Origin of the sequence: Paenibacillus sp. FSL P4-0338, assembly GCF_038002365.1 — a bacterium.
Lineage (GTDB): Bacteria > Bacillota > Bacilli > Paenibacillales > Paenibacillaceae > Paenibacillus_AQ.
This window is the reverse complement of sequence record NZ_JBBOCG010000001.1, coordinates 1,165,028-1,186,799: the sequence shown is the minus strand read 5'-3', so window position 1 is coordinate 1,186,799 and position 21,772 is coordinate 1,165,028. Positions and strand designations below refer to the sequence as shown.

20 protein-coding genes are annotated in these 21,772 nt (G+C 53.6%); 5 read left to right on the top strand and 15 right to left on the bottom strand.

The features are described 5' to 3' along the window. Positions 1–65 precede the first annotated feature (65 nt). Together MKZ07_RS05155 and MKZ07_RS05150 are read left to right on the top strand one after the other, a co-directional pair. The gene (locus tag MKZ07_RS05155; protein WP_036694311.1) at positions 66–596 is read left to right on the top strand and encodes a MepB family protein; all 531 of its coding nucleotides are present in this window, start codon (positions 66–68) and stop codon (positions 594–596) included. Positions 597–630: 34 nt separating this feature from the next. Continuing rightward, the gene (locus MKZ07_RS05150) at positions 631–1,989 is read left to right on the top strand and encodes a cryptochrome/photolyase family protein (protein WP_341024866.1); all 1,359 of its coding nucleotides are present in this window, start codon (positions 631–633) and stop codon (positions 1,987–1,989) included. 34 nt (positions 1,990–2,023) lie between these two features. Here the strand turns inward: MKZ07_RS05150 and MKZ07_RS05145 are convergent, their stop codons facing one another. From MKZ07_RS05145 to MKZ07_RS05130, 4 genes are all read right to left on the bottom strand, one after another. Further along, positions 2,024–2,662: an ABC-2 transporter permease gene (locus MKZ07_RS05145; RefSeq protein WP_076154046.1), complete on the bottom strand. Its 639-nt coding sequence runs from the start codon at positions 2,660–2,662 to the stop codon at positions 2,024–2,026. A 1-nt stretch (position 2,663) separates the two neighbouring features. After that, a complete protein-coding gene (locus tag MKZ07_RS05140; protein WP_341024862.1) occupies positions 2,664–3,527 on the bottom strand; it encodes an ABC transporter ATP-binding protein in 864 nt (287 codons plus the stop codon). Next, positions 3,517–3,903 carry a GntR family transcriptional regulator gene (locus MKZ07_RS05135; protein ID WP_036694315.1) on the bottom strand — a complete coding sequence of 129 codons (387 nt, stop codon included), beginning with the start codon at positions 3,901–3,903 and terminating at the stop codon, positions 3,517–3,519. Before MKZ07_RS05135 ends, MKZ07_RS05140 begins: the two co-directional genes overlap by 11 nt. Before the next feature lie 123 nt (positions 3,904–4,026). Beyond that, positions 4,027–5,139 (bottom strand): metallophosphoesterase, encoded by a 1,113-nt coding sequence (locus MKZ07_RS05130; protein ID WP_341024860.1) that lies wholly within the window; start codon positions 5,137–5,139, stop codon positions 4,027–4,029. 66 nt (positions 5,140–5,205) lie between these two features. Between MKZ07_RS05130 and MKZ07_RS05125 the strand changes: the two genes are divergently transcribed. Further along, positions 5,206–6,438: an MFS transporter gene (locus tag MKZ07_RS05125; protein WP_341024858.1), complete on the top strand. Its 1,233-nt coding sequence runs from the start codon at positions 5,206–5,208 to the stop codon at positions 6,436–6,438. A gap of 63 nt (positions 6,439–6,501) precedes the next feature. Here MKZ07_RS05125 and mnhG read toward each other — a convergent pair whose 3' ends face one another. The 9 genes from mnhG to MKZ07_RS05080 all read right to left on the bottom strand — a co-directional run bounded on the left by mnhG (position 6,502) and on the right by MKZ07_RS05080 (position 14,676). Beyond that, entirely contained in the window at positions 6,502–6,906 is a 405-nt protein-coding gene (mnhG, locus tag MKZ07_RS05120; protein WP_051493387.1) for a monovalent cation/H(+) antiporter subunit G, read from the bottom strand. Beyond that, entirely contained in the window at positions 6,881–7,174 is a 294-nt protein-coding gene (locus MKZ07_RS05115) for a Na(+)/H(+) antiporter subunit F1 (RefSeq protein WP_036694318.1), read from the bottom strand. Before MKZ07_RS05115 ends, mnhG begins: the two co-directional genes overlap by 26 nt. Beyond that, on the bottom strand, positions 7,171–7,650 hold the full coding sequence (locus MKZ07_RS05110; protein WP_036694319.1) for a Na+/H+ antiporter subunit E: 480 nt from the start codon (positions 7,648–7,650) through the stop codon (positions 7,171–7,173). The genes MKZ07_RS05115 and MKZ07_RS05110 overlap by 4 nt, the downstream gene beginning before the upstream one ends. A 2-nt stretch (positions 7,651–7,652) precedes the next feature. Beyond that, the gene (locus MKZ07_RS05105; RefSeq protein ID WP_341024855.1) at positions 7,653–9,134 is read right to left on the bottom strand and encodes a Na+/H+ antiporter subunit D; all 1,482 of its coding nucleotides are present in this window, start codon (positions 9,132–9,134) and stop codon (positions 7,653–7,655) included. Then, positions 9,131–9,466 carry a Na(+)/H(+) antiporter subunit C gene (locus tag MKZ07_RS05100; protein ID WP_036694323.1) on the bottom strand — a complete coding sequence of 112 codons (336 nt, stop codon included), beginning with the start codon at positions 9,464–9,466 and terminating at the stop codon, positions 9,131–9,133. Before MKZ07_RS05100 ends, MKZ07_RS05105 begins: the two co-directional genes overlap by 4 nt. Continuing rightward, positions 9,466–12,330, bottom strand: coding sequence for a Na+/H+ antiporter subunit A (locus MKZ07_RS05095; RefSeq protein ID WP_341024853.1), 2,865 nt, complete (start codon positions 12,328–12,330; stop codon positions 9,466–9,468). The genes MKZ07_RS05100 and MKZ07_RS05095 overlap by 1 nt, the downstream gene beginning before the upstream one ends. Before the next feature lie 67 nt (positions 12,331–12,397). Then, the gene (locus MKZ07_RS05090) at positions 12,398–13,006 is read right to left on the bottom strand and encodes a universal stress protein (protein WP_235218403.1); all 609 of its coding nucleotides are present in this window, start codon (positions 13,004–13,006) and stop codon (positions 12,398–12,400) included. Positions 13,007–13,168: 162 nt separating this feature from the next. Beyond that, complete coding sequence (locus tag MKZ07_RS05085; protein WP_341024851.1) at positions 13,169–14,017, bottom strand: metallophosphoesterase family protein; 849 nt, start codon at positions 14,015–14,017, stop codon at positions 13,169–13,171. Next, positions 14,014–14,676 (bottom strand): DUF2625 family protein, encoded by a 663-nt coding sequence (locus tag MKZ07_RS05080; protein WP_036694328.1) that lies wholly within the window; start codon positions 14,674–14,676, stop codon positions 14,014–14,016. Before MKZ07_RS05080 ends, MKZ07_RS05085 begins: the two co-directional genes overlap by 4 nt. A 274-nt stretch (positions 14,677–14,950) precedes the next feature. Here MKZ07_RS05080 and gdhA point away from each other — a divergent pair, with 274 nt between their 5' ends. After that, positions 14,951–16,327, top strand: coding sequence for an NADP-specific glutamate dehydrogenase (gdhA, locus tag MKZ07_RS05075; RefSeq protein WP_036694548.1), 1,377 nt, complete (start codon positions 14,951–14,953; stop codon positions 16,325–16,327). A gap of 773 nt (positions 16,328–17,100) precedes the next feature. Here the strand turns inward: gdhA and MKZ07_RS05070 are convergent. Together MKZ07_RS05070 and MKZ07_RS05065 are read right to left on the bottom strand one after the other, a co-directional pair. Next, positions 17,101–18,084, bottom strand: coding sequence for a diaminopimelate dehydrogenase (locus tag MKZ07_RS05070; RefSeq protein WP_036694329.1), 984 nt, complete (start codon positions 18,082–18,084; stop codon positions 17,101–17,103). A gap of 113 nt (positions 18,085–18,197) precedes the next feature. Next, the gene (locus MKZ07_RS05065) at positions 18,198–20,204 is read right to left on the bottom strand and encodes an AraC family transcriptional regulator (protein ID WP_036694330.1); all 2,007 of its coding nucleotides are present in this window, start codon (positions 20,202–20,204) and stop codon (positions 18,198–18,200) included. A gap of 184 nt (positions 20,205–20,388) precedes the next feature. Between MKZ07_RS05065 and MKZ07_RS05060 the strand changes: the two genes are divergently transcribed. After that, a complete protein-coding gene (locus MKZ07_RS05060) occupies positions 20,389–21,741 on the top strand; it encodes an FAD-binding oxidoreductase (protein WP_341024849.1) in 1,353 nt (450 codons plus the stop codon). The last annotated feature ends 31 nt before the right edge of the window (positions 21,742–21,772 follow it).

Genomic DNA, 21,772 nt, shown 5'->3' with positions numbered 1-21,772 from the left:
CGATTTCCCTGATAGTATCAGTAGTTGAAGCAGCATGATCATCTTCATGGAAGAAGGGCCAGCGCATGAATAAATTCCACACCATATTAGCTTATATTAATGATACATTGTACGCACCAGCCCGCTTAACTGTCGGTTCCATACGTGAAGAACCGCAGAATGCCGAATATGGAGCTGGTACATTCCAGCTGGGTGCCCTGTCAGTCCGGTTTCGGGTGGCCAAAATCACCCCTACGAAGACCGGTCAATTTGTCGCTATCTGGGAAAAAAATGCCGAGCGTAAAAACCAGGCCTTCACCTATGCCGATGCCCCTGATTTGCTGGTCATTAACACCTTCCATCCCGTTAGCGGGGAGCTTGGACAGTTTGTCTTTCCGAAGGGCCTGCTGAAAATGCATGGCGTGCTGGCAACCGATACTGCACCGGGAAAAATGGCGATACGCGTATATCCAGCCTGGGATACCGTGACCAATAAGCAGGCTATAGCTACTCAGACATGGCAGCTCCCTTATTTCGGAATAGTTGATCCGATGAACAATCACCATCTGCAGACGTTAACCCGGTTGTATCTGCCAGAACTACCGTTTACAATTTAAAAGATGACATCTGTATCTGAAAGGAACTACATCTATGATTCTATTCATACACCGCAAGGACCTGCGGACTTCAGATCTGCCGGCCTTCGACGCCGTAGCTTCAGCACAGGAAGATTCGCTGCATGTACTGATTCTGGAACCGTTTTTGCTCCGGAATAAGCGTTATCTGGAGCATAGCGGACAGAATTTCCTGCAGCATGTTGCCCGGCTTCAGCAGGAATATGCGAAAGAAGGCAAGCTGCTCCATCTCCTGTATGGAGAGCCGGAGGGGATTCTCCGGCGGCTGGCACAGCTCCACCCTGTTCAGGAGGTCAGCCTACATGCGGACTATACGCCTTATGCCCTTAAGCGCGACCGTTTGCTGCTGGATACCGCCCATGCGCTGAATCTCCGGTTCCACGCCCGGCATGACAGTATGCTCTGTGATCTGGAAGAATTCATGGACTGGTGCGGCCGGAGTGAGCCGTTCAAGGTGTTCACTCCCTTCTACCGCCGCTGGCGCGCTTTCCTCTCGCAGCGGTTCCAGCCGCCTTACTCTGCCGGGCTAAGCCGTCTGCGAACCGTTGATCTTCACCCCCAGCTCGCGGACGCCTTCCAGCTTCCCGAAGAGATTGCCACTCAGCTTACAGCGCTTGCTCCCGCTGCAGAGCAGATGAACCCGGGTCATGTGCTTGAGAGTTTCCTGCACGCGGATCTGCATGATTACAAGGTGGGCCGCGATCATTACGCGCAGGAACGGACGAGCCGGATCAGCAGGCATTTGAATACAGGAGCGATCTCGGCACGGACCCTATATAGCAGACTTACTGAAGAAGAGGATTTCGGGGAAGAATGGCTGAGACAGTTAGCCTGGAGGGATTTTTATCTATATCAGGCACGGCTGGACAAGGATTTCTTCAACTATGAGAATGTCTATGATCTGTCTGCGCTGGGGACACAGCACTTCGAGGCCTGGGCTCAGGGCAGGACCGGCATTCCGGTCATTGACGCGGCTATGCACCAATTGAACGAGACCGGCTGGATGCCTAACCGGCTGCGAATGATTACGGCCATGTTCCTGACGAAGAATCTGGGCTGCCCCTTCATCTATGGCGAACGTTATTTCCGGCTGAAGCTAAGCGATTACGACAATGCCCAGAACCGTGGCGGCTGGCTGTGGAGCTCTTCGCTCGGCTTCGATGCCTCACCCTATTTCCGGGTGATGAATCCGGTCACCCAATCCCAGACCCATGATCCGGGCGGCAGCTATATCCGTACCTGGCTGCCGGAACGCGCGGACTGGTCTGACAAAGACATTCACCTCCCCGGTGAAGATGCTATTGTCGATCTGAAGCGGTCCCGGGCCTACGCCATCGAAGTCTATAAGGGAATTATGCAGAGGCGGGAAGGCTAAGAGTCCCCCAACCGCAATCGGGTTCCGGCGATCATCAGAATTCTTTATTCCGATGAATCCGCACGGCAATCAGATAGGACACCGCGAACAGGAGAACAGCAAGGATCAGGGTGGTATACCCGGTCTCAGGACCATTATAGTTCACATCGTCCATATACAGGTTCAGCAGCATCCACACCAGGAGACGAAGGCCCACCGATAGCCCTGCCGATATCATCACCATCTGCTCGCTTTTTTCCACACCGAATTTAAGAATGACCGGATAGTAGATCGCCAGGGTGGAGATAGATAAAGATAAACCGAAGGTATACCCGGTGGACAGGTTCAAATGTGCTATGTCTCCCTTGCTTACATAGGTTAATGCCAGAGTAACCAGACTTACAGCGGTGCCCATGAGGATTAACATCAGGAAGGACAAATACTTCGCATGGATGACCGTTCTCCTTCTGATCGGCATGGTGAGTTCAAACCGGTTCCATTTAGAAGCCTCATCCAGCTGCAGGGAGGCCCCGATGCTCAACACAAAAATCCAAATCTGTGCCGCGATGACTGCATTCAGTACGCTGTGATCCACCCCGGCAAAGGAAACCAGCGACAGAAGCAGCGCAATGCCGAGGGAGGATTTGATGTTATTTTGCAGTGAGTAATAATTATTTAACAGCAGCCCGCGCATATTATTTCTCCCCCTTTACGAGCAGCAGCAGAATCTCATCAATGGATACCTGATCCACCGTAACGCCGCTGTACTTCTGTCCAAAGCCTTGTTTATCCTCGACCAGCACATCAATCTGATGCTCCCTTACTCTATAAGCCAGCCGATCTCCTTCCGCAATACTCTGGAACTGGCCGCTGGTGCAGCGGGCCACGCCGTAGTCGTAGATCAGCTCATCCTTCATCGCTGTCAGAATGATCTGCCCCTGATGGATGAAGGTGATATAATCAGCAATTTTCTCCAGATCGCTTGTGATATGGGAGGACATCAGTATAGCGTGACGCTCATCCTCTACGAATTCCAGGAACACCTCCAGAATCTCCTCTCTGGTCACCGGGTCCAGCCCTGAAGTGGCCTCATCTAGAATCAGCAGCTTGGGATGGTGCGACAAGGCGGCAGCAATCGCCAGCTTCATCGTCATGCCCCGTGAGAACCCGCTGATCTTCTGGTTCATGGGCAGGCTGAACTTCCCTGTAAGCTTGGCATACACCTCCTGGTCCCACTGCTTATAGACGCCGTGCATGACCTTAGCCAGCTTAGCCGGGGTCAGCACCGCCGGGAAATTGGCCGAATCCAGCACCACTCCGATGTCTTCACGCAAGACCGTGTCTGTATCCTTCATCTCCCGGCCCAGCAGCCGGATCGTTCCGCTGTCCATCTGAACCGTGTTCAGGATGGACTTGATCGTTGTCGTCTTCCCTGCCCCGTTCTCCCCCACGAACCCCATAATCGTTCCGCTGGGAACAGAAAATGATACATTGTCCAGCATAAAGCCGGAACCGGCATAGGACTTGGTCAGTCCGGTAATTTCCAAACTAAGATTCATGATTTCCCTCCTTGTAAAAGATAGTCAGCATATCCACCATCGTTTCCAGTTTGATTCCGCTTGCGCGGGCGATTTCGGCTGCCTTCATTAGATGCTCATCCACCTTCTTCAGCTGCTCTTCCTGAAAAACATCCTGGTTCACGGCCGAGACGAAGCTTCCGCGCCCGACCGTCGTTTCGATGAATCCGTCGCGCTGCAGGTCCTCATATGCCTTCTGAACGGTGATGACACTGACCTGAATAGATTTGGCCAAGGCACGCATCGAAGGGATCGGGTCTCCTGCCCGAAGCTCTCCGCTCATAATCTTGCCCTTAATCTGCGAGGTGATCTGCTCATAAATGGGCTTGTTCCGGTTACTGCTGATGATAATCTCCACACGCTTCCTCCTTGCGTGAACAGTGTACTTATTGTACCAGTACAATATAACTGATCTAATGGATTTTGTAAATGTATCATCCAAAAAAAGAGCCAACCCGAACACCGGGTCAGCCCTTCCAAATTACTTATTCACGTTGGAAAATTCCACCTGAATGGACACTACCTCCGAGCGTGAGCCGATACGGATCGGCGGGCCCCAGAAGCCATAGCCTGAAGAGACAACGGTATGAAGCTGCCCCTTCTTCAGATACCCCCAATCATTCTCGAACACCCGGGAAGTAATCAGGTTGGCTGGAGCAATCTGTCCGCGGTGGGTATGGCCGGAGACCATCAGGTCGATGCCTTGCTCTTCAGCAATTCCAAACTCCACCGGCTGATGCTCTAACATAAATACCGGCTTGGAACGGTCTACGTCCTTGGTCAGATCAGCCAGCTTGGCCCGTTCCTTATCACTGTAATCCTTCCGTCCAATCAGCGTCAGCCAGCCGCCTACCTCAACGTCCTCATCATAGAGCACCTGCATCCCGCTCTCCTCCAGCAGGCTGATGATCTCCTCTGTCCCGCCCTTGAACCGGTCGTGGTTCCCCAGGGAAGCATACACGCCGAGTGGAGCTTCAAGCTTAGCCAGTACTGCGCCGAGGCCTTTGTCCTTATAGGGCCTAACGTCATCATCCACGATGTCGCCCGGGAGCAGTATCAGATCGGGGTTCAAAGCGTTAATCTCCTGCACCATCCGCTCCGCATGGCGTTTGCCGGATAAATAACCGAAGTGCATATCCGAAGCCATCACGATGTGAAGCTTACCGCTGGCCGGACCCGGCTTGTCAATCTGTACCTCATAGGAACGCACAACCGGACTGTACGCATTATAGCTTCCATATCCTATCAGGGCGATCAGAATAACCAGCGTCAGGATACCGGACCACTTCTGAACCGCGCGGCGCGGCAGCTTGGCCAGCTTCGTTAGCCAGACCATAAGATGCACGAGCGGCAGCAGCATGAGCAGCAGACTGAATATGGCCAGCCAGTAGCTGCCGATGACGCTTAAGACTGCTGACCCAGCCACCACTCTGGAGAGGATCAGCGAGCTGGCCAGGAAGATCAGCGCAATAATGTAGAACAGCCGGAACCGTCCGGAGACGACCGGCTTGATCCAGCTCCAGCCGCTCCAGCCAATGTAGAAGACAATCAGGGCATATATCGTAATAAATACCAGTCCGAGAATAATAAACATGCGCTCAGCTCCAATTTGTGTTAAATAAATATAGTGTAGACTATCGATAACATGGAGGATTTCATCATGGCAAAACCCTTTTTTCCGCGGCTGGAGGGAAACAGCCGGGGCTGCTTGACCTTTGAGCCTTTTTTTCTGATTCCCTTTAGCATGTTCTCTACCTATGCCACCCTGTACATGTATGAGCTTGGATTGACCGAGCTGAACATCGGCTGGATAACGACGATCGGACTCATCATACAGGTATTCTCCTCTTTGCTCAGCGGATATTTAACGGACCGGCTGGGACGCAAGCGGGCTATATTATATTTTGATCTGCTTAGCTGGAGTTTCGCCACCTTGTTATGGGCCTGCTCACAGAACCTGTGGTTTTTCGTGGCGGCTGCGGTGATTAACGGCTTCCAGCGTGTGCCGCATATTGCCTTTTACTGCCTGATTGTTGAAGATACCCGTCCCTCGGACCGGACCTATGTATTCACACTGCTGCAGATTATCGGGGTGATCGGAGGCCTGTTTGCACCGCTGGGCGGTCTGCTTGTCCACCAGTATGGCATGGTCACGGGCATGAGGATCATGTACGTGCTGGCCTTCCTCTTCATGACCTTCCAGTTCGTAGGCCGTCATCTGACTACCCGGGAGACCGAGGCCGGCATCCGCAAAAGACAGGAGACCCGTGAGCTCAGCCTTAGGGAAAGTATGATTGAATACGGCGGCGCCTTCCGTGACCTCGGGGCGGAGCGCAATCTGCTGCTGATCTTCGGCGTATACATTCTGTTCAACTTCCAGGCTACGCTGAAAAGCACCTACCTGTACCTGTATCTGGCAGATTATATCCATCTGGACAGCGGCATCCTCTCTCTGTTCCCGGCCGTGTCCTCAGTCATCATGCTGCTAACGCTGTGGCTGCTGATGCCCAGAATCCCGGATCAGAGCGCTAACCGCGCTATGATGGCAGGCTTCGGCTTATCTGCTCTGTCGAATGCCATGCTGGTTCTCTACCCGACAGCGAGCTTTATCTGGATCGGACTGAGCACCATTCTGGCAGCTGTAGGCCTGATGATCAGTTCTCCTTATCTGGAGGCAGCTGTGCAGAACGCCATTGATGATGATAAGCGGGCCAAGGTCTTCTCCATGCTGTCTGTCCTGATCCTGGTATTCACCGCGCCTGCGGGCATTATCGGAGGCTGGGCCTACAAGCTCGACCCGAGAATTCCATTGTGGCTGGTAACCGCAGCGTTCGCCGCCTCGTATCTGCTGCTGCACCTGTACCGCAGACGGACAGCTCCTCAGAGCGCATGACCAAGCCAATATTACAACAGGGATGTCCGTAGCAGCTCAAGCGCTGTGGACATCCCTGTTCTTTTATGGTGATGCGTCAGTCTTCACACGTTCCGTTGCCTCTTCCTCTGCCTGCTCCTTTTCCAGCGCCGCCTTAAGATCATCCTGGACGCGGCGGCTCCAGAGCGGAACACCGGAGCGGTAGGCCGCGCGGCCTGTCAGATGAGCGGAGAGCGGCGAAGTCATGAATACGAACACGATTCCCAGCAGCAGCTTCGCACTGATGAAATCGAGGAAGAAGGCGAAATACAGGAAGGCGCCGCTGAGTACACAGAGCACACCAAGCGTAGCACTTTTGGCAGCGGCATGTGATCTTAAGTAGACATCGGGCAAGCGGATCAGCCCTACAGAGCTGACTGCGCTAAGCAAGGCTCCGGTCAGAATCAGCAGGACAAACACATACTCAATGACCGTCTTGATCATGTCCATGTTCAAACACCACTCCCCTTTCGATATATCTGGCCAAGGCCATCGTCCCGATAAAAGAGAGGATTCCAATCAGAAGAATATATTCTATAAAGGCTTGCGTCTTGAACAGAACCGAGAGGACCGCCACCATCGCCAGCAGATTGATACCGATGGTATCGAGTGCGGCAACCCGGTCAGGCAGCGATGGCCCCTTAACCAGCCTCCAGGCACAGATCGCGATGGAGATGACCATAATTGACAACGCCAGCATAAGAATCGATTGAATCATGAACGGGTCACCTCCTGAATCGCGCGTTCAAAGGTATTACGGATATTCGCATCGAACTGCTCCACATCCTGGATGTCCATGGCATGAATGTATAGGGTCCGGTTGTCTTTGGACACCTCGAGCACGACGGAACCTGGCGTAAGGCAGAGCATTGTGATCAGCACGGCTACCTCCCAGTCCGACTTCAGCTCTGTATGGTACATCAGGATAGCTGGGCGGATATTGAGATTCGGTCTAAGCACCGCCTTCACCACTACATAGCTGGATACCACCAGCTCCCGCAGCAGCAAGGCCACCAGCTTCAGAACCGCCCAAATTTTACCCAGATACAGCCGTCCGCCGAAGAAGCGCCGCATGACCACCAGCACGGCCACCCCCAGCACATAACCGATGATGAAGCCGGAGGCCGTCCAGTCATTATTCAGGAACATCCACAGGAAGGCAATCATGAGATTCAACAATATTTGAAAGGCCATCTTCATCGACTCCTTATGACAGCATTAATGTACGCTGCCGGATCAGCGAGGACTGCGCCGGCCTGTATTACATAGCCGTTCACCAGCTCAGCGCCAATACCCATTAGGATGACTAGAACAAACAGCACAGCAGCCGGTACCATCATCGCTTTGTAGCGCAGAGGGCGGATTTCTTCATCGCTCTTCTCGCCCCCCCAGAATACCTGCTGGAACACTTTGATCAGCGAATACAAAACCACGAAGCTGGAAGCCAAGGCGATGAGCGCAAGCACAGTGTGCTGCTCTCCGAAGCCGCTGCGGACCATCATGACCTTCCCGGCAAAACCGCTAAGCGGAGGAACACCGACCAGCGCCAGCGTCAGGACGAAGAACATCCAGCCCGTCCACGGATACCGGCGGATCAGACCGCCCATCAGCCTAAGCTGCTCCGTCCCCGAAGCCGCGACAATCAGCCCGCCCAGGAAGAACAGTAGCGCCTTGGCAACCATATCGTGCATCAGATAGAATACAACCCCGCTAAGCGAATCCTGGGTAGCCACGGAAATGCCGAAGGCGATGAAGCCGACACTGATGACAATATTATAATTGAAGATCCGGCTTAGATCATTATAGGCGAGTGCCCCTATGGCTCCAAGAATCATAGTGGCCCCTGCCATCCAGCCGATCAGCGAATGGGTCAAGCCCATATCATGTACAAAAATCAGCGAGAACGTTCTGGTGATGGCATACAGCCCCACCTTGGTAAGCAGTGCGCCGAACAATGCCCTTACCGCCTGCGGAGGAGCACTGTACGAATCCGGCAGCCAGAAGAATAACAGCAGACCTGCTTTGAGCGAGAACACCAGCAGCAGAAGCACGGCAATCACATTCATCACTCCGCCCTGCCCGGCCTCTCCCACACGGATGGCCAGATGAGCCATATTAAGCGTGCCTGTCGCAGCGTACAAATAGGCAATCGCCGCTACGAACAAGGTGGAGGAAATTATGTTGACAAGGATATACTTGAGCGTCTCGCGCAGCTGTACCTTGGTTCCACCCAAGACAATCATGGCGTAGGAAGCAACCAGCAGCACCTCGAAGCAGACAAACAGGTTGAACAGGTCACCCGTCAGGAACGAGCCGAACACGCCGGTGAGCAGGAAATGGAAGAACGCATAATAGTAGAAACGTTCCCGCTCCTCACCGATGCTTGCGAAGGAGAAGAACAGACAAGCTGCCCCTACCACCGCAGCCGTCAAGACGAGTAGCGCTGCGAACATGTCAGCTACGAAGACGATGCCGTAAGGCGGTAGCCACCCTCCCATATACAGCGTTTGAATCCCGTCCGTACGGACCTGGTACACAATAATAAGCGCTACTGCGATGTTCACCAGCACACTGATGGCACTGAGGATACGCTGCAGCTTCACTTTCTCTTTCAGAAAAATCAGGATGACCGCCGTAAAGGCCGGAATCAGCAAAGGCATTACCAGCAGGTTGTTCATGGTCTCTCCCCCTTGCTTCCTTCCACATCATCCGTCCCCGCCGAGCGGTAAGCCCGGTAGGCCAGAACGATGAAGAACGCGGATACCCCAAAGCTGATTACAATGGAAGTCAGGATAAGCGCCTGCGGCAGCGGATCGACATAACTGTCCGCCTTCTCGCCAAGCAGAGGTGAAGCGCCCGTCTTCAGGCCGGACATCGTCAGCAGCAGCAGATGAACGCCATGAGTCAGCAGCGTCGTCCCAAGCAGGATGCGGAGCAGACTTTTGGACAGGACCAGATAGACACCTACGGTAAACAAGACACCGATCGCCAGGGCAATAAGGATCTCCATTAGTTATCCCTCCCGACCGTAAAGATAATATTCATCGTGACACCGATCACCGAGAGGTAAACTCCCAGATCGAACAGCATCGCAGTGGTTAGCTCCGTCTTGCCCATGACCGGCAGTTCGAAGTAGCCGAAGGCTTGGGTCAGGAATGGAGCATCGAAGACAAAGGAACCGATTCCGGTGAGAAAAGCGATCATAATCCCGACTGCGATTAACTTGCGGTAATCGACCGGCAGCACCTTCTCTACAAACTCCGTGCCGAAGGCAATCGCAATCAGTACAAGCGCCGCAGCAGCCATCAAGGCTCCGATAAAGCCGCCGCCCGGCTGATTATGACCGGCGAAGAACAGGTACAGGGAGAACGTGATGATGATCACGAAGGCTACTTTTGCCACCGATTGCAGCAATACATCATTGCTGCGGGTATAGCGGCGCGTGTAGGACTCCGGTTTGCTTCTGGTCAGAACAGGCGTATGATCCTGCTCCAGCTGTAGCTTGATCATCGAGTAGATGGCCAGCGATGCCAGCCCCAGCACCGTAATTTCGAACATGGTATCGAAGCCGCGGAAGTCCACCAGCAGGACATTGACGATGTTCTTGCCGCCGCCAAGCTTGTAACTATTCTCCACATAGTAGGTTGAGATAGACTCGAACGGACTGCTGCCGAGCGCCGCCAGCGCCACCAGCGTCATCGTGATCCCGAAGCCTAAGGCGATGATCAGCTTGGGTACCTTGACCCGCAGCTTGACCTTCTCCCGCTTCAGCTTCGGCAGATGCCGGAAGCAGAGCAGGAACAGCGTAACGGAGACCACCTCCACAATCATCTGGGTGAGGGCCAGATCGGGTGCACGGAACAGGATGAACAGCAGCGTCACCATGTAACCGACCATTCCCGTCATCAGAATCGCCGAGACTCTGGACTTGGCAAACGGAATGGCAAGCGCCCCTGTCAGCAGGACCAGTACGGCAACAACTTCAAAGAATGTGACCGGAGCATATTGCCCCTGGCCGAACGTAATGCCTTCCGAGTACAGCATCGTGCCGCCGACAACAGCGATAATCAGGGTGAAAATGTACATCAGATAATGACGCATTGAACCTGTCATGTACAGGCCTGTCACTGCACGGGATACGCTCTCCACGAGACGGATACTGCCGTCATACACATGGGTCAGCGTAAGTCCGGTGCGCCATTCCTTCTCGACCAGACTGAACCGGCCGTATACGCGGTATACGATAATCCCCAGAAGGATCACACCCAGCGTCATCCAGACCTCGGCGGTGAACCCGTGCCAGAAATAGATATTCACATAAAAAGGCGAGCTGGCGGCAATCTGCGGATGAATCGCATTCATCCCCGGCACGATCAGTGACTTCGACAGTATATTGGGGAAGAAGCCGGTGACTACGGCCAGTAATGCCAGAATCACTGGCGGAAGCAGAAGGCCGAAGGGCGCTTCATGCGGTTTTTTGTCCAGCTTCTCCGGCTGATATTTGCCGAAGAAGGTTTGGAAGACCATAATCATGCTGTATGCAAAGGTAAATATGCTTGCAATCCACGCCAGCACCGGGAAAAGGGTGAAGAAGGCCCCCGGGCTGAAGATATCCAGCTGTCTGATATTCAGCACAGCCGTGAAGAACATTTCCTTGCTCAGGAATCCGGCAAACGGCGGAAGACCCGCCATCGAGAAGCTGCCGATCAACGCCAGCGTGAAGGTGACCGGCATCAGAGACACCAGACCGCCGAGCTTGCGCAGATCACGGGTATTCGTCTCATGGTCGACAATTCCGACCACCATGAAGAGCGAACCTTTGAATATGGCATGATTAATTAAATGAAATAGGGCTGCCGTTGTTGCGGCGGTATAGAATACAGCCTCTTCCCCTGTGTAGAAGGACGCGGCTGAACCCATACCAAGTAATCCCATAATCAGTCCAAGCTGACTGATTGTAGAATAGGCTAACAGAGCCTTCAGGTCCGTCTGCTTCATCGCCTGGATCGATCCATAGATCAAGGTGATCAGGCCGACACCCGACACAATCCAAAACCACTCATGTTGCCCCGCGAACACCGGGCTGAAACGTGCTACCAGATATAAACCGGCTTTGACCATGGTTGCCGAGTGCAGATACGCACTGACCGGAGTCGGCGCTTCCATCGCATCAGGCAGCCAGATATGGAAGGGGAACTGGGCCGATTTGGTGAAGGCACCCAGCAGAATAAGCAGCATCGCAGGAATGAACAGCGTCTCTCCGCTGATATCGCCCACCTGGCTCCAGATCTCGCGGATACTGAACGTACCCGTCATCACATACAGCATCAGGAAGCCTGCGAACATCGCCAGACCGCCGAAGACGGTAATCAGCATGGACTTTTGTGCGCCATAGCGTGATTTCTGTCTCCGGTGCCAGTAGGCGATCAGAAGGAACGAGGAGACACTCGTTAGCTCCCAGAATCCGTATAACACCATAAGATTATCGGACAGCACGACTCCAAGCATCGCCCCCATGAATAACAGCAGATATACATAGAACGGCGTCAGCTCTTCCTTGCGTTTATCGAGATAAAATATGGAATAGATAAAGACCAGAGTACCCATGCCCGTAATTAACAAGGCGAACAGCAAGCTTAATCCATCGAGATGGAAGACCAGATCAATCCCAAGGGAAGGAATCCAGGACAGGGTCTCGTATCCGAGCTCCCCTCCCTTGATGACTGGAATCCGGGTCAAGAAATATATGAATAACGCCAGCGGTGCGGCTAATACAAGCCATCCTCTATGGAGCTTTCGCATCCTCCCGCGCAGAAGCGCTATCATCAGGGCCAGGAGAAACGGAACAAGAACGGTTATATGCAGCAAAGGCAAGCCTCCTTTTTCATTCTACAATTTGGGTTGTGAACGCTGGTACTTACTTCCTGAAGACAAGAGCCGGTTATAATGGCTCGGTCAGCGTTCCTTCACAGATATGCAAATATCTCGCTTTACCATCTTGCTCAATTTTGAACAAGCCATTCTCAAATTCTGTGTGCAATTCATGAAAAAATTTGCCTTTGATGTAATCGTCGCCTTCCGGCTCATCGCTGAGCTGGTATGCTCCCTCATTCTTCACCAGATAAGAGATTACGCCTTCTTCATGGGTCTCTTCGAGACCGGCGCGCATACGCTGAACTGCAACGACATGCAGATCCATCATATTCATCTTGCTGATCAGCTCATTGACAAAGTTGCGTTTGGTCAGCTCCTGCCACAAGGTCTGGGCGGATTGGCCAATAATGATCTGAGTGACCTCTTTCTCTTCTGCAGCTTCAACAATAACATCCGTTGTCTTGCGGCCCCGGCGTTTGCGGACCATAAATTCTGCCCCGGCTTCCTCTGCCAGGCGCTTCCAGACAGCCATATACATTTCTTTGCTATGATTATATTCATCGCTGTCCGAACTCTCCACATTAAGCACATAGAGCGGTGCCCCAAGCATCTCAGACAGCTCGACACCACGCCGGATTAGACGCTCCCCATGCGGCCCATAATGAACACATACCAAAATCTTTTCCTTGTGAATGACTTTCGCCCTCCTGTTAACATGGGTGAAAATACAAAAGGAGCCTAATGGCGTTAGGCCCCTCTTTGTTGTTTCCAACCCTGAAATATACTTAAATTATACCTATTCCGATGCTGTTTGTAAAGTTTACGGACAAGCGCACGTTTAGCACAGGCTTGCGGCTGTGAATACCAGCACCCTTCCGTCTGTATTCAGAAGCTGGACACCGTTGTCCAGCTCTGCCAGCGGCTGGTCCCAGTGAACATGCCCGCTGCAGACCAGTACCTCCGGCCCGGCTTCCAGCCGCTCGCGGATGCCTGCATGTCCCGGTAGCTCTGCTCCAGGAAGGTCAGGGCTCTGGTGCAGCAGCAGCAGAGCGGGTCCGCGTTGCAGCAGCCACTCCAGTCTCTCCAGATACTCCTTCTCCGGCGTGCGGTTCGGCCGGCCTGCTCTTCCCGTGACGCCTCCAAGTCCAGCGATAAGCATATTCTCATGGTGCAGGACCGCCGGTTCGGTGAACAGATGCATTCCCGGTGTGGAGGCAAGCTCAGCTTCGCCTTCTGAAGTCAGAAGATCGTGGTTGCCGTTCACGCCGAATACCGTACCGAATCTGCGGCGGAAGGCCCGCCATACCGGCAGCGGATCACCGCTAGAACCTCTTACTGCAGTGTCTCCATATAGATCGCCGCATAAACAGACCAGCACCTGATCCGGGCGGACATCCGGCATATGGCGGAGAAGCAGACCTTCCAATGTGGCGGCAAGCTTCTCACCCACCAATAGATCGCTGTAATCTCCATTGTCAGACAAGGCAACTCCCTGAAGATCGGATGCGACGATCAGCACCTTCACCTCTTCCGGCAGTCCCTGCATTTCTCCCGGATATATCGGAAGCCCACCATATATTATTCCCTGGCTGCCGGGCGCCGCACTGACAAAGGGGACCACCTCCAGCGGTTCTTCCGCTACCCGTAAGACTCTAGGCTGCCCGCGTTCAGCCTTACGCCGCTTCATTCAGCACCTGCACTTCTTGCTGCCCGCCATGCCTCTAGAATAGAGACCGGTGCTTTGCTGCTGGCCGAGCCGCTACCCTTATCCGTCCAGAGCGGCGGGTAATACCCGAAGACCTGATCCGGCGCAAGCTTCTGCGTCTCCTCTTCCCATCCTTCCCAGCGGAACGTTTCATAGAACAGATCCAGGTCACCTTCCGCCAGCCAGCCGATGAAGCCCGAATAGGTTAATTCCGTCGTCTCCCATTCTAGCGCATCGGGGGCATAATAATAGATATGCCCGCTCTGTCCGAACCGCCCGGTATCCAGGCCGAAGAAGCCTCCGGCCGCATCATATGCTACAATTAGCACACCCGGCAGCGGGACTGTGTCATCTGCATCACCCAGACCGTTCCAGGAAGCAAGACTGCCGCAGACCCCTTCTGCTCCAGCGCCAAGCAAGGTAATCCAGCCATGCTCGAAGATAATACCTCCGGCTTCATAGGCAATGGCTCCCAGATAAGACCTCGTACTTACCTGCAGACGGACGAGCGTCAGCGCGGCTGCCTCCGGCTCTGCGGCCTCCAGCCGGTAGGTTCGCGGCCCTTGGCTCAGCAGCTCCCTGATCTCTTCCCAGGCATGATTCTCCACATCTACTAATTCTGCTACAGATAATAAGTGCATATGCTTCCGCCTCTCTCTCAATGCTTTATGCTGTTTCCAATATTTATATATACCCTATTTAAGGGGAACTGCAATCCTGAATTGACCAGAGGTTTATTAACACTCTGCCGCATTTAGCTTGCATAGTATGTAAGGTTCATAGAATTTCTTAATGACTCTGCCAAAAATAATTGATTGGCAAATTGATGTCAGGTTTTATAGAATTCTTTTAAATTCTAATTAATACGGGATAGCCCGAATTACAATCAGACAGGGAGTGCTTGCCAAAGTGTCCATCGTTCCTACACTAACGTCAGAAGTATCAAATGAGGCTGTGCAGTACGTGCAGCGGATCTATGCAGAGGTCCAGAAGCGCGATCCGCATGAGCCGGAATTTCACCAGGCTGTCCAGGAATTCCTGGAGAGCATCACCCCCGTTCTGACCCGCCACCCGCAGTATATGAAGCACGGGATTCTCGAGCGGCTGGTTGAGCCTGAGCGCAGCATCTCCTTCCGTGTCCCTTGGGTGGACGATGCCGGTAATACGCAGGTTAACCGCGGCTTCCGCATTCAATTCAACAGTGCCATCGGTCCCTACAAAGGAGGCCTGCGCTTCCATCCTTCTGTCTACCTCGGGATTATCAAGTTCCTGGGCTTCGAGCAGATCTTCAAAAACTCGCTGACCGGCCTGCCCATGGGCGGCGGCAAGGGCGGCAGCGACTTCGATCCCAAGGATAAATCGGATCAAGAGGTTATGCGCTTCACCCAGAGCTTCATGACGGAATTGTACCGCCACATTGGGCAGGATACAGATGTTCCTGCAGGAGATATCGGTGTAGGCGCGCGCGAGATCGGTTATATGTTCGGCCAATACAAACGGATTCACGGCGGGCATGCTGCCGGGGTTCTTACCGGAAAAGGGCTGCTCTACGGCGGCAGTCTGGCGCGCAAGGAAGCTACCGGCTATGGCTGTGTATACTTCGTGCAGGAGATGCTGTCATCGCGCGGAGCAAGCTTTAAGGACAGCAAGGTGGTCATCTCCGGTTCCGGGAATGTCTCCATCTATGCGATCGAGAAGGCTCAGCAGCTTGGCGCCCACGTAATTGCCTGCAGTGACTCGAACGGTTACATTCATGATCCTCAGGGCATCAATCTGGCTACCGTCAAAAGACTGAAGGAAACAGAACGCCTGCGCATCAGCGAATATGTGAAGGAGCACCCGCATGCCGAGTATGTTGAGGGCTGTAGCGGAATCTGGTCACTGCCTTGCGATATCGCCCTGCCGTGTGCTACGCAGAACGAGCTGGATTTGGAATCCGCCCGGACGCTGATTCTGAACGGTGTTCAGGCCATTGGCGAAGGCGCCAATATGCCGACCACCCTCCAAGCGGTGGAGCTGTTCCTGGAGAACCAGGTGCTGTTTGCTCCAGCCAAGGCAGCCAATGCCGGCGGCGTAGCCGTCTCAGGCCTAGAGATGAGCCAGAACAGCATGCGTCTGTCCTGGACCTTCGAAGAGGTGGACGAGAAGCTGCAACTCATTATGAAAAATATCTACAGCAGCACCGTTCAGGCGGCTGAGGATTATGGCGTCGCTGGTAACCTGGTTGCCGGTGCCAACATCGCCGGGTTCCTGAAGGTTGCCGATACCATGCTGGCGCAGGGTATCGTGTAACTGTTATAGACTTAATTGATACTAGAAGAGGTGTCCCTGAGCCATTTGGCTGGGGACACCTCTTTTTTAGGTTGAGGGAATAGATGGTTGGTTATACTGTGTGCTTGCTAGTCGTTAGTCTGAGCTCATGCGGTTGGACGAATGCGTACGATTGGCGACTCAGGTGCATTTGTGCTCCTAATTCGCTCAAATAGGTGACTTCCGGTGGATTCAGGAGCACTAATGCTCCTCATTTGCTCATATAGCTGACTTCTTGCGAATTCAGGTGCACTAATACTCCTCATTACTCTCCTTCAGTCACACGCGGCCTCACCAAAGGGATTTATCCCTCTCATGCTGCCCTCTAGCCAACTTCCAACCTCACCAAGGGGATTTATCCCTCTCATGCTGCCCTCCAGCCAACTTCCAGCCTCACCAAAGGGATTTATCCCTCTCAATCAGCTCTCCAGCCAACTTCCAGCAGTTCAGTTGTCAACACGCTTTCTGGTTCTGTCATTCAGCGTATAGCTAAAGCGTAGCCTTTTAAGGCAACACAGCTTTACGCATCTGCCGAACGCCCTCCCCCAAGTGGTGCCTCCATTTAACCGGAATGAGCGATTTTTTGTTTCTTTTTTTAAGGATGGACGGGTCGTTTCCCGCTTAAACAGCAGAGCGGGCAGAACGACCCGCGGAAATGCGGAGCGTCCACCCAAGCGCTCACATTGATTCTACTCCAAAATAAAGAGCTGCCCCTAGCCATTTCATGGCTTTGGGACAGCTCCATTCATTGTTGCCTACAGCAGCTCGCGCCGCAGTTCCTCAGCAGATCTTGGGGAGAGGTGGCCGAGCGGAATGTCGAATACCGTCTTGGCTCCTGTCTGGCCTTCCTGCTTCAGGCGCACAGCAGCGCGGGCATAGGCGGCCAGGACGCTGGCGGTGAATTCCGGGTTACTGTCCAGCTTCAGCCCGAATTCAGCAATCTGCTTACTTCCGCCACCGGTCACTCCGCTGCGGATGACGAAGCCGCCATGCGGCATCCCTGAATGCTTCTCGGCAAGCTCTTCAGCCGACACAAAGTTTACCGTTGTATCATAATCGGCGAAATAGTTCGGCATCTCTACAATGGTGCGGGTAATAGCATCGCGGTCAGCTCCTGCTTCAGCCACTACGTAGCATTCCCGGCGGTGCTTCTCGCGGGTGGACAGCTGCGGGGTTTCTCCTCCGCGAATGCTGTCAATAACCTCTTGGACAGGCACGGTATATTGCACGCCTGCCTTGACACCGGGAACCCGGCGGATCGCATCCGAATGCCCTTGGCTGACTCCCGTACCCCAGAACGTATAATCCTCGCCTACCGGCAGGATGGACTGCATCAGCAGCCGGTTCATGGAGAACATGCCCGGGTCCCAGCCGGTGGAGATCACACTTACGCTGCCGCCTTCGCGGGCGGACTTGTCCACCGCAGCGAAGAAGTCGGGGATTTTGGCATGCGTGTCAAAGCTGTCCACCGTATTGAACAACCGGGCCAGCTGCGGAGTCTGCTCCGGCAGATCTGTCGCGGAACCGCCGCACAGAATCATTACATCAATTTTGCCTATGTACTGCTCGGCGGCTGAGATGTGCTCGGTGAGTGTTCCTGTGATGTCTGCCAACTGCTGGGGGTCTCTACGGGTAAATATGGCTACCAGCTCCATATCAACATTCTGCGCAATGGCCTGCTGTACCCCTTTGCCCAAATTTCCGTATCCGACGATCCCTACTCTAATGGTTGATGTCATGTCTGTAATATCCTCCCTTGCCGGTTAACCCGGAGATATGAATCCTTCAAAAGTTAAGTATATATACATTACACGAAATGTAAACATCAAGTTGTACAGCCGCACCGACCAGATTATTGCCCCGTTCCCAGAAAGCTATCCACAATGAATTTCAGCTGTGCTTCCAGAGAGATCGGGTCATTGTAGTATGAGCCTTTCTCATCAATGAAATAGACACGATTATTCTTCACAGCCGGGAGTGACTTCCATACCTTGCTGCCGTACACAACATTGGCATCCCCGTCATCCCAGCCCCAGTTGCTGGTGAATATATAGTCTCCCGCATACTCCGGCAGCAGCTCCAGCGACAGATCACCTCCGAAACCTTCCCCGTCAATCAGCGTGGTCCGGATAATCTCCGGCGCCTTCAGGCCGAGGTCCCCATACAGAATCTCACCGCCTCTTCCTCCCTTGTTGCCCCAGGCATAAATGCCCTTCGCATAGGGCTGGAGAATCGATACCGTCTTGTCCCCGACAACTTCAGTAATCTTCGGCTTCACTTCAGCGATTCTATCGTTCCACCCGTCAATCCACTGCTGCGCCTCCGCTTCCTTGCCGGTAATCTTGCCGAATTCGAGCAACAGGTCCTGCGGAGTACCCCCGCCGTATTTCAGCCGGACCACCGGAGCGATCTGGACAAGCTGCTCATACTGGGATTCTTCGATATAGTCAAAAGTCAGAATCAGATCCGGGTCCAGCTTGAGAATAGCCTCAGCATTCGGCTCCGCCCCGATATTCACGATATCATCCAGCTGACCCGCATGGAACGGATTCTTCAAGGAGTCATCCGAAGCTGCGACCGGCTTCACACCGAGCACCAGCAGATTGCCGATTGCGCTGCCTGTCAGATCAATAATCCGCTGCGGGTTTACTGGAATGCTGACCTCTCCCTTGCCGTCAGTATATACCTTCGTTGCTGCAGCCGTATTGCCTGTAGTAGAGCCCGGAGCCGCCGCTTCGCTCCCCGGATTGGACGTACTCACGGATTGAGCAGCCTTATTTCCTGCCGCACCATTATTCGCCGATGTCCCTGCACCAGCCCCCGAACATGCGCTTAGCAGCAGGGTTACGCACAATAATAAAACCGCTGTAGCCATAGATGCCGTCTTCGTTCCCCGCATCACTGGTAATCCCCCTTTTCGATGTAAATGATAATAGTTCTCACTGCTTTGGATACTATAGCACCTGGAATTATGAGCTACAAGGGCAGTTATCGGATCAACAACAGGCGATTCTTGCACAAGCAGCTTGGCATCCATTCTCATTCTGAATTGTACCGGCGGGCTACCATAATACTTCTTGAAATTCCGGCTGAAGGTATGGGCATCGGGATAGCCTGTCCGTTCCGCGATCTCCTGCACGCTATATCCGCTATGCAGCAGATCATGCGCTGCCCTCTCCATGCGGATCTGTGTAAGTACACGGATAGGCCCTGCCTGCATCCGGCTCTTGAACAGCTTGCTCAGGTAGCTGACGCTGCAATCAAATTGATCAGCCAGAGTATCCAGTGTGATCTGCTCCCTGTAATGCTCCCGCATGAACCGCAGAGCCTGGGCCAGCAGGTCCGGCTGAACCGGAACAAGACCCTGCTGCTTCATCTGAGCCAGCACCTCATGCACAAACTGAAGAAACAGCGATCTCACATAGAGATGCTGCAGCGGATCTGCGGTTAACCACTCTATGTGCATCTGTCCTAGCCGGTCCAGCAGGGGATGCGCGTAAGTTGGACTGAAGCTGTATTGATGCCTGGCAGGATTCTCCTGCTCCAGCAGCTTTATCCCTCTGCCCGCTTGAGGCAGCATCAGCACTGCCTTGTACAGCACCAGGAAGTATTCGAAGGCCTCATCCGCATGCACCGCAAGAACCGCTCCCCGCCCGCCATGCACGAGCTGATTACGTCTCAAGGTAGTCTGTAGCTCATCCAGCTGTACTTGCGCCTGTCCCTGCACTGCATACAAGAATCCACTCGCAGGCAATTGGTAATACGGAAGTGCCGAGCCTGCCGGAAGTCTTCCTCTGCGGATATCCATAATCCTGACCGATGCTTGGTTCCACCACTGTATATGTTCGTTCAGCTTCATCTCTATTCCCCGCTTATCTTTATTCCGCTATATCCTTTGCCGGTTAATCACATTATAATTGATAACCATTCTCATTAATACCCCGTACTATAGCCCACGCCATAGACTAACGCCCTGCATACCATAACCTAGTCAAAGTCATATTCTTGCATGCCAATATTAGCTCAAAAGGAGCTGGAAACCAGTGAACTCAGCAACAAAGCTTACCGGACGCGTCGTCTACAAAGGTGATCCGGGTTATGAAGCAGCGCGTAAAAATTGGGACCCGCATACCGACAGATTCCCCAAAGTATTCGTGTTCGCCCAGAAGACACAGGATGTAGCCAATGCCATTAAATGGGCCAACGAGCACCGGATTCCCATCCGGCCCAGAGGCGGCAGACATGCGCTGGAGGTCAATCTGTCCCAAGTGAACGGCGGCATCGTCATTGATGTCAGTGAAATGAACAGCATTAAACTAAGCCGAAAAACCGGGACAGCCGTCGTTGGAGCCGGAAATACAGTCGGGAGAATCGCCCATACGCTGGCCCGGAAAGGGTATATGTCGCCCTTCGGGGATAGTCCAACCGTTGGAATCGGCGGCATTACACTGGGCGGCGGCATCGGCCCGCTCCAGCGTACCCTGGGGCTGGTCAGCGATAATCTGGTGGAGCTTGAAATGGTCGATGCCAAGGGTAGAATTATTATTGCGAATAAGAAAAGTAATGCCGATCTGCTCTGGGCTTCCCGCGGGGGCGGCGGAGGGAATTTCGGCGTATGCACCCGTTACAAATTCAAAGTACGCCCGGCTCCGGCCACAGCAACGGTATTCCGTATCACCTGGCCCTGGAGCCAGTTCGAGAAGGTACTGAAGACCTGGCAGCGCTGGGCGCCCGCAGTGAATACGAGACTGGGCAGCGAATTATCCATCGGTCCCAAAAAAGGCGGAAATGTCAGCATGCTGGGGCTCTTCCTTGGATCTAAGGCCGAGGCGGTCCGCCTCTTGAAGCCCATTACAAGCGTAGGAACGCCTACGATCCAAACGATCCGTTCTCTGCCTTATCCGCAGGTAGTCAGCTTCTTGCTTGCTCCCGATCCGGTACAGACCCAGCGGTTCAGCAACCAGTTCTCCAGCGGCTTCGGACGGAAACCGTTCCCGCAGCAGGCATTCAAGCCGATGCGTGAGTTCCTGGAGAAGGTGGAGGGGAAAGACGCCGGGTTCTTTTTCCTCAACTGGGGTGGGGCTGTAAGCCGTAAATCTCCTAAAGCTACCGCCTTCTACTGGCGCAAGGCCAAATTCTATGTGGAGTGGAACAGCTCCTGGATCAAGAAAGCAGATGCCGCCAAAAACATATTCTACGTCCGCAACACCCGCCGCAAGCTGCAGCCGTTCATCGTGGGAAGTTATATCAATGTGCCCGACCAGGGCATCAAGCATCCCGGACCGGTCTATTATGGAACGAATTATGCCAGATTACGCAGAGTCAAGGCGAAATATGATCCAGGCAATGTGTTCAACAATCCGCAGAGCATCCCGCCAGCCCGCACCACAAGCTGATTTCCGCACAAAAAAGCAGGAGGGGGTTGCC

Excerpts from the sequence above, each read along its gene's own strand:
- MKZ07_RS05155 (WP_036694311.1), top strand. The coding sequence starts at position 66 with ATGAATAAATTCCACACCATATTAGCTTATATTAATGATACATTGTAC.
- MKZ07_RS05100 (WP_036694323.1), bottom strand. The coding sequence starts at position 9,466 with ATGGAGATCCTTATTGCCCTGGCGATCGGTGTCTTGTTTACCGTAGGT.
- MKZ07_RS05130 (WP_341024860.1), bottom strand. The coding sequence starts at position 5,139 with ATGTTTATTATTCTCGGACTGGTATTTATTACGATATATGCCCTGATT.
- MKZ07_RS05150 (WP_341024866.1), top strand. The coding sequence starts at position 631 with ATGATTCTATTCATACACCGCAAGGACCTGCGGACTTCAGATCTGCCG.
- MKZ07_RS05115 (WP_036694318.1), bottom strand. The coding sequence starts at position 7,174 with ATGATTCAATCGATTCTTATGCTGGCGTTGTCAATTATGGTCATCTCC.
- mnhG (WP_051493387.1), bottom strand. The coding sequence starts at position 6,906 with ATGGACATGATCAAGACGGTCATTGAGTATGTGTTTGTCCTGCTGATT.
- MKZ07_RS05085 (WP_341024851.1), bottom strand. The coding sequence starts at position 14,017 with ATGAAGCGGCGTAAGGCTGAACGCGGGCAGCCTAGAGTCTTACGGGTA.
- MKZ07_RS05080 (WP_036694328.1), bottom strand. The coding sequence starts at position 14,676 with ATGCACTTATTATCTGTAGCAGAATTAGTAGATGTGGAGAATCATGCC.
- MKZ07_RS05105 (WP_341024855.1), bottom strand. The coding sequence starts at position 9,134 with ATGAACAACCTGCTGGTAATGCCTTTGCTGATTCCGGCCTTTACGGCG.
- MKZ07_RS05065 (WP_036694330.1), bottom strand. The coding sequence starts at position 20,204 with ATGAAGCTGAACGAACATATACAGTGGTGGAACCAAGCATCGGTCAGG.
- MKZ07_RS05110 (WP_036694319.1), bottom strand. The coding sequence starts at position 7,650 with ATGGCCTTTCAAATATTGTTGAATCTCATGATTGCCTTCCTGTGGATG.
- MKZ07_RS05070 (WP_036694329.1), bottom strand. The coding sequence starts at position 18,084 with ATGACATCAACCATTAGAGTAGGGATCGTCGGATACGGAAATTTGGGC.
- MKZ07_RS05145 (WP_076154046.1), bottom strand. The coding sequence starts at position 2,662 with ATGCGCGGGCTGCTGTTAAATAATTATTACTCACTGCAAAATAACATC.
- MKZ07_RS05140 (WP_341024862.1), bottom strand. The coding sequence starts at position 3,527 with ATGAATCTTAGTTTGGAAATTACCGGACTGACCAAGTCCTATGCCGGT.
- MKZ07_RS05125 (WP_341024858.1), top strand. The coding sequence starts at position 5,206 with ATGGCAAAACCCTTTTTTCCGCGGCTGGAGGGAAACAGCCGGGGCTGC.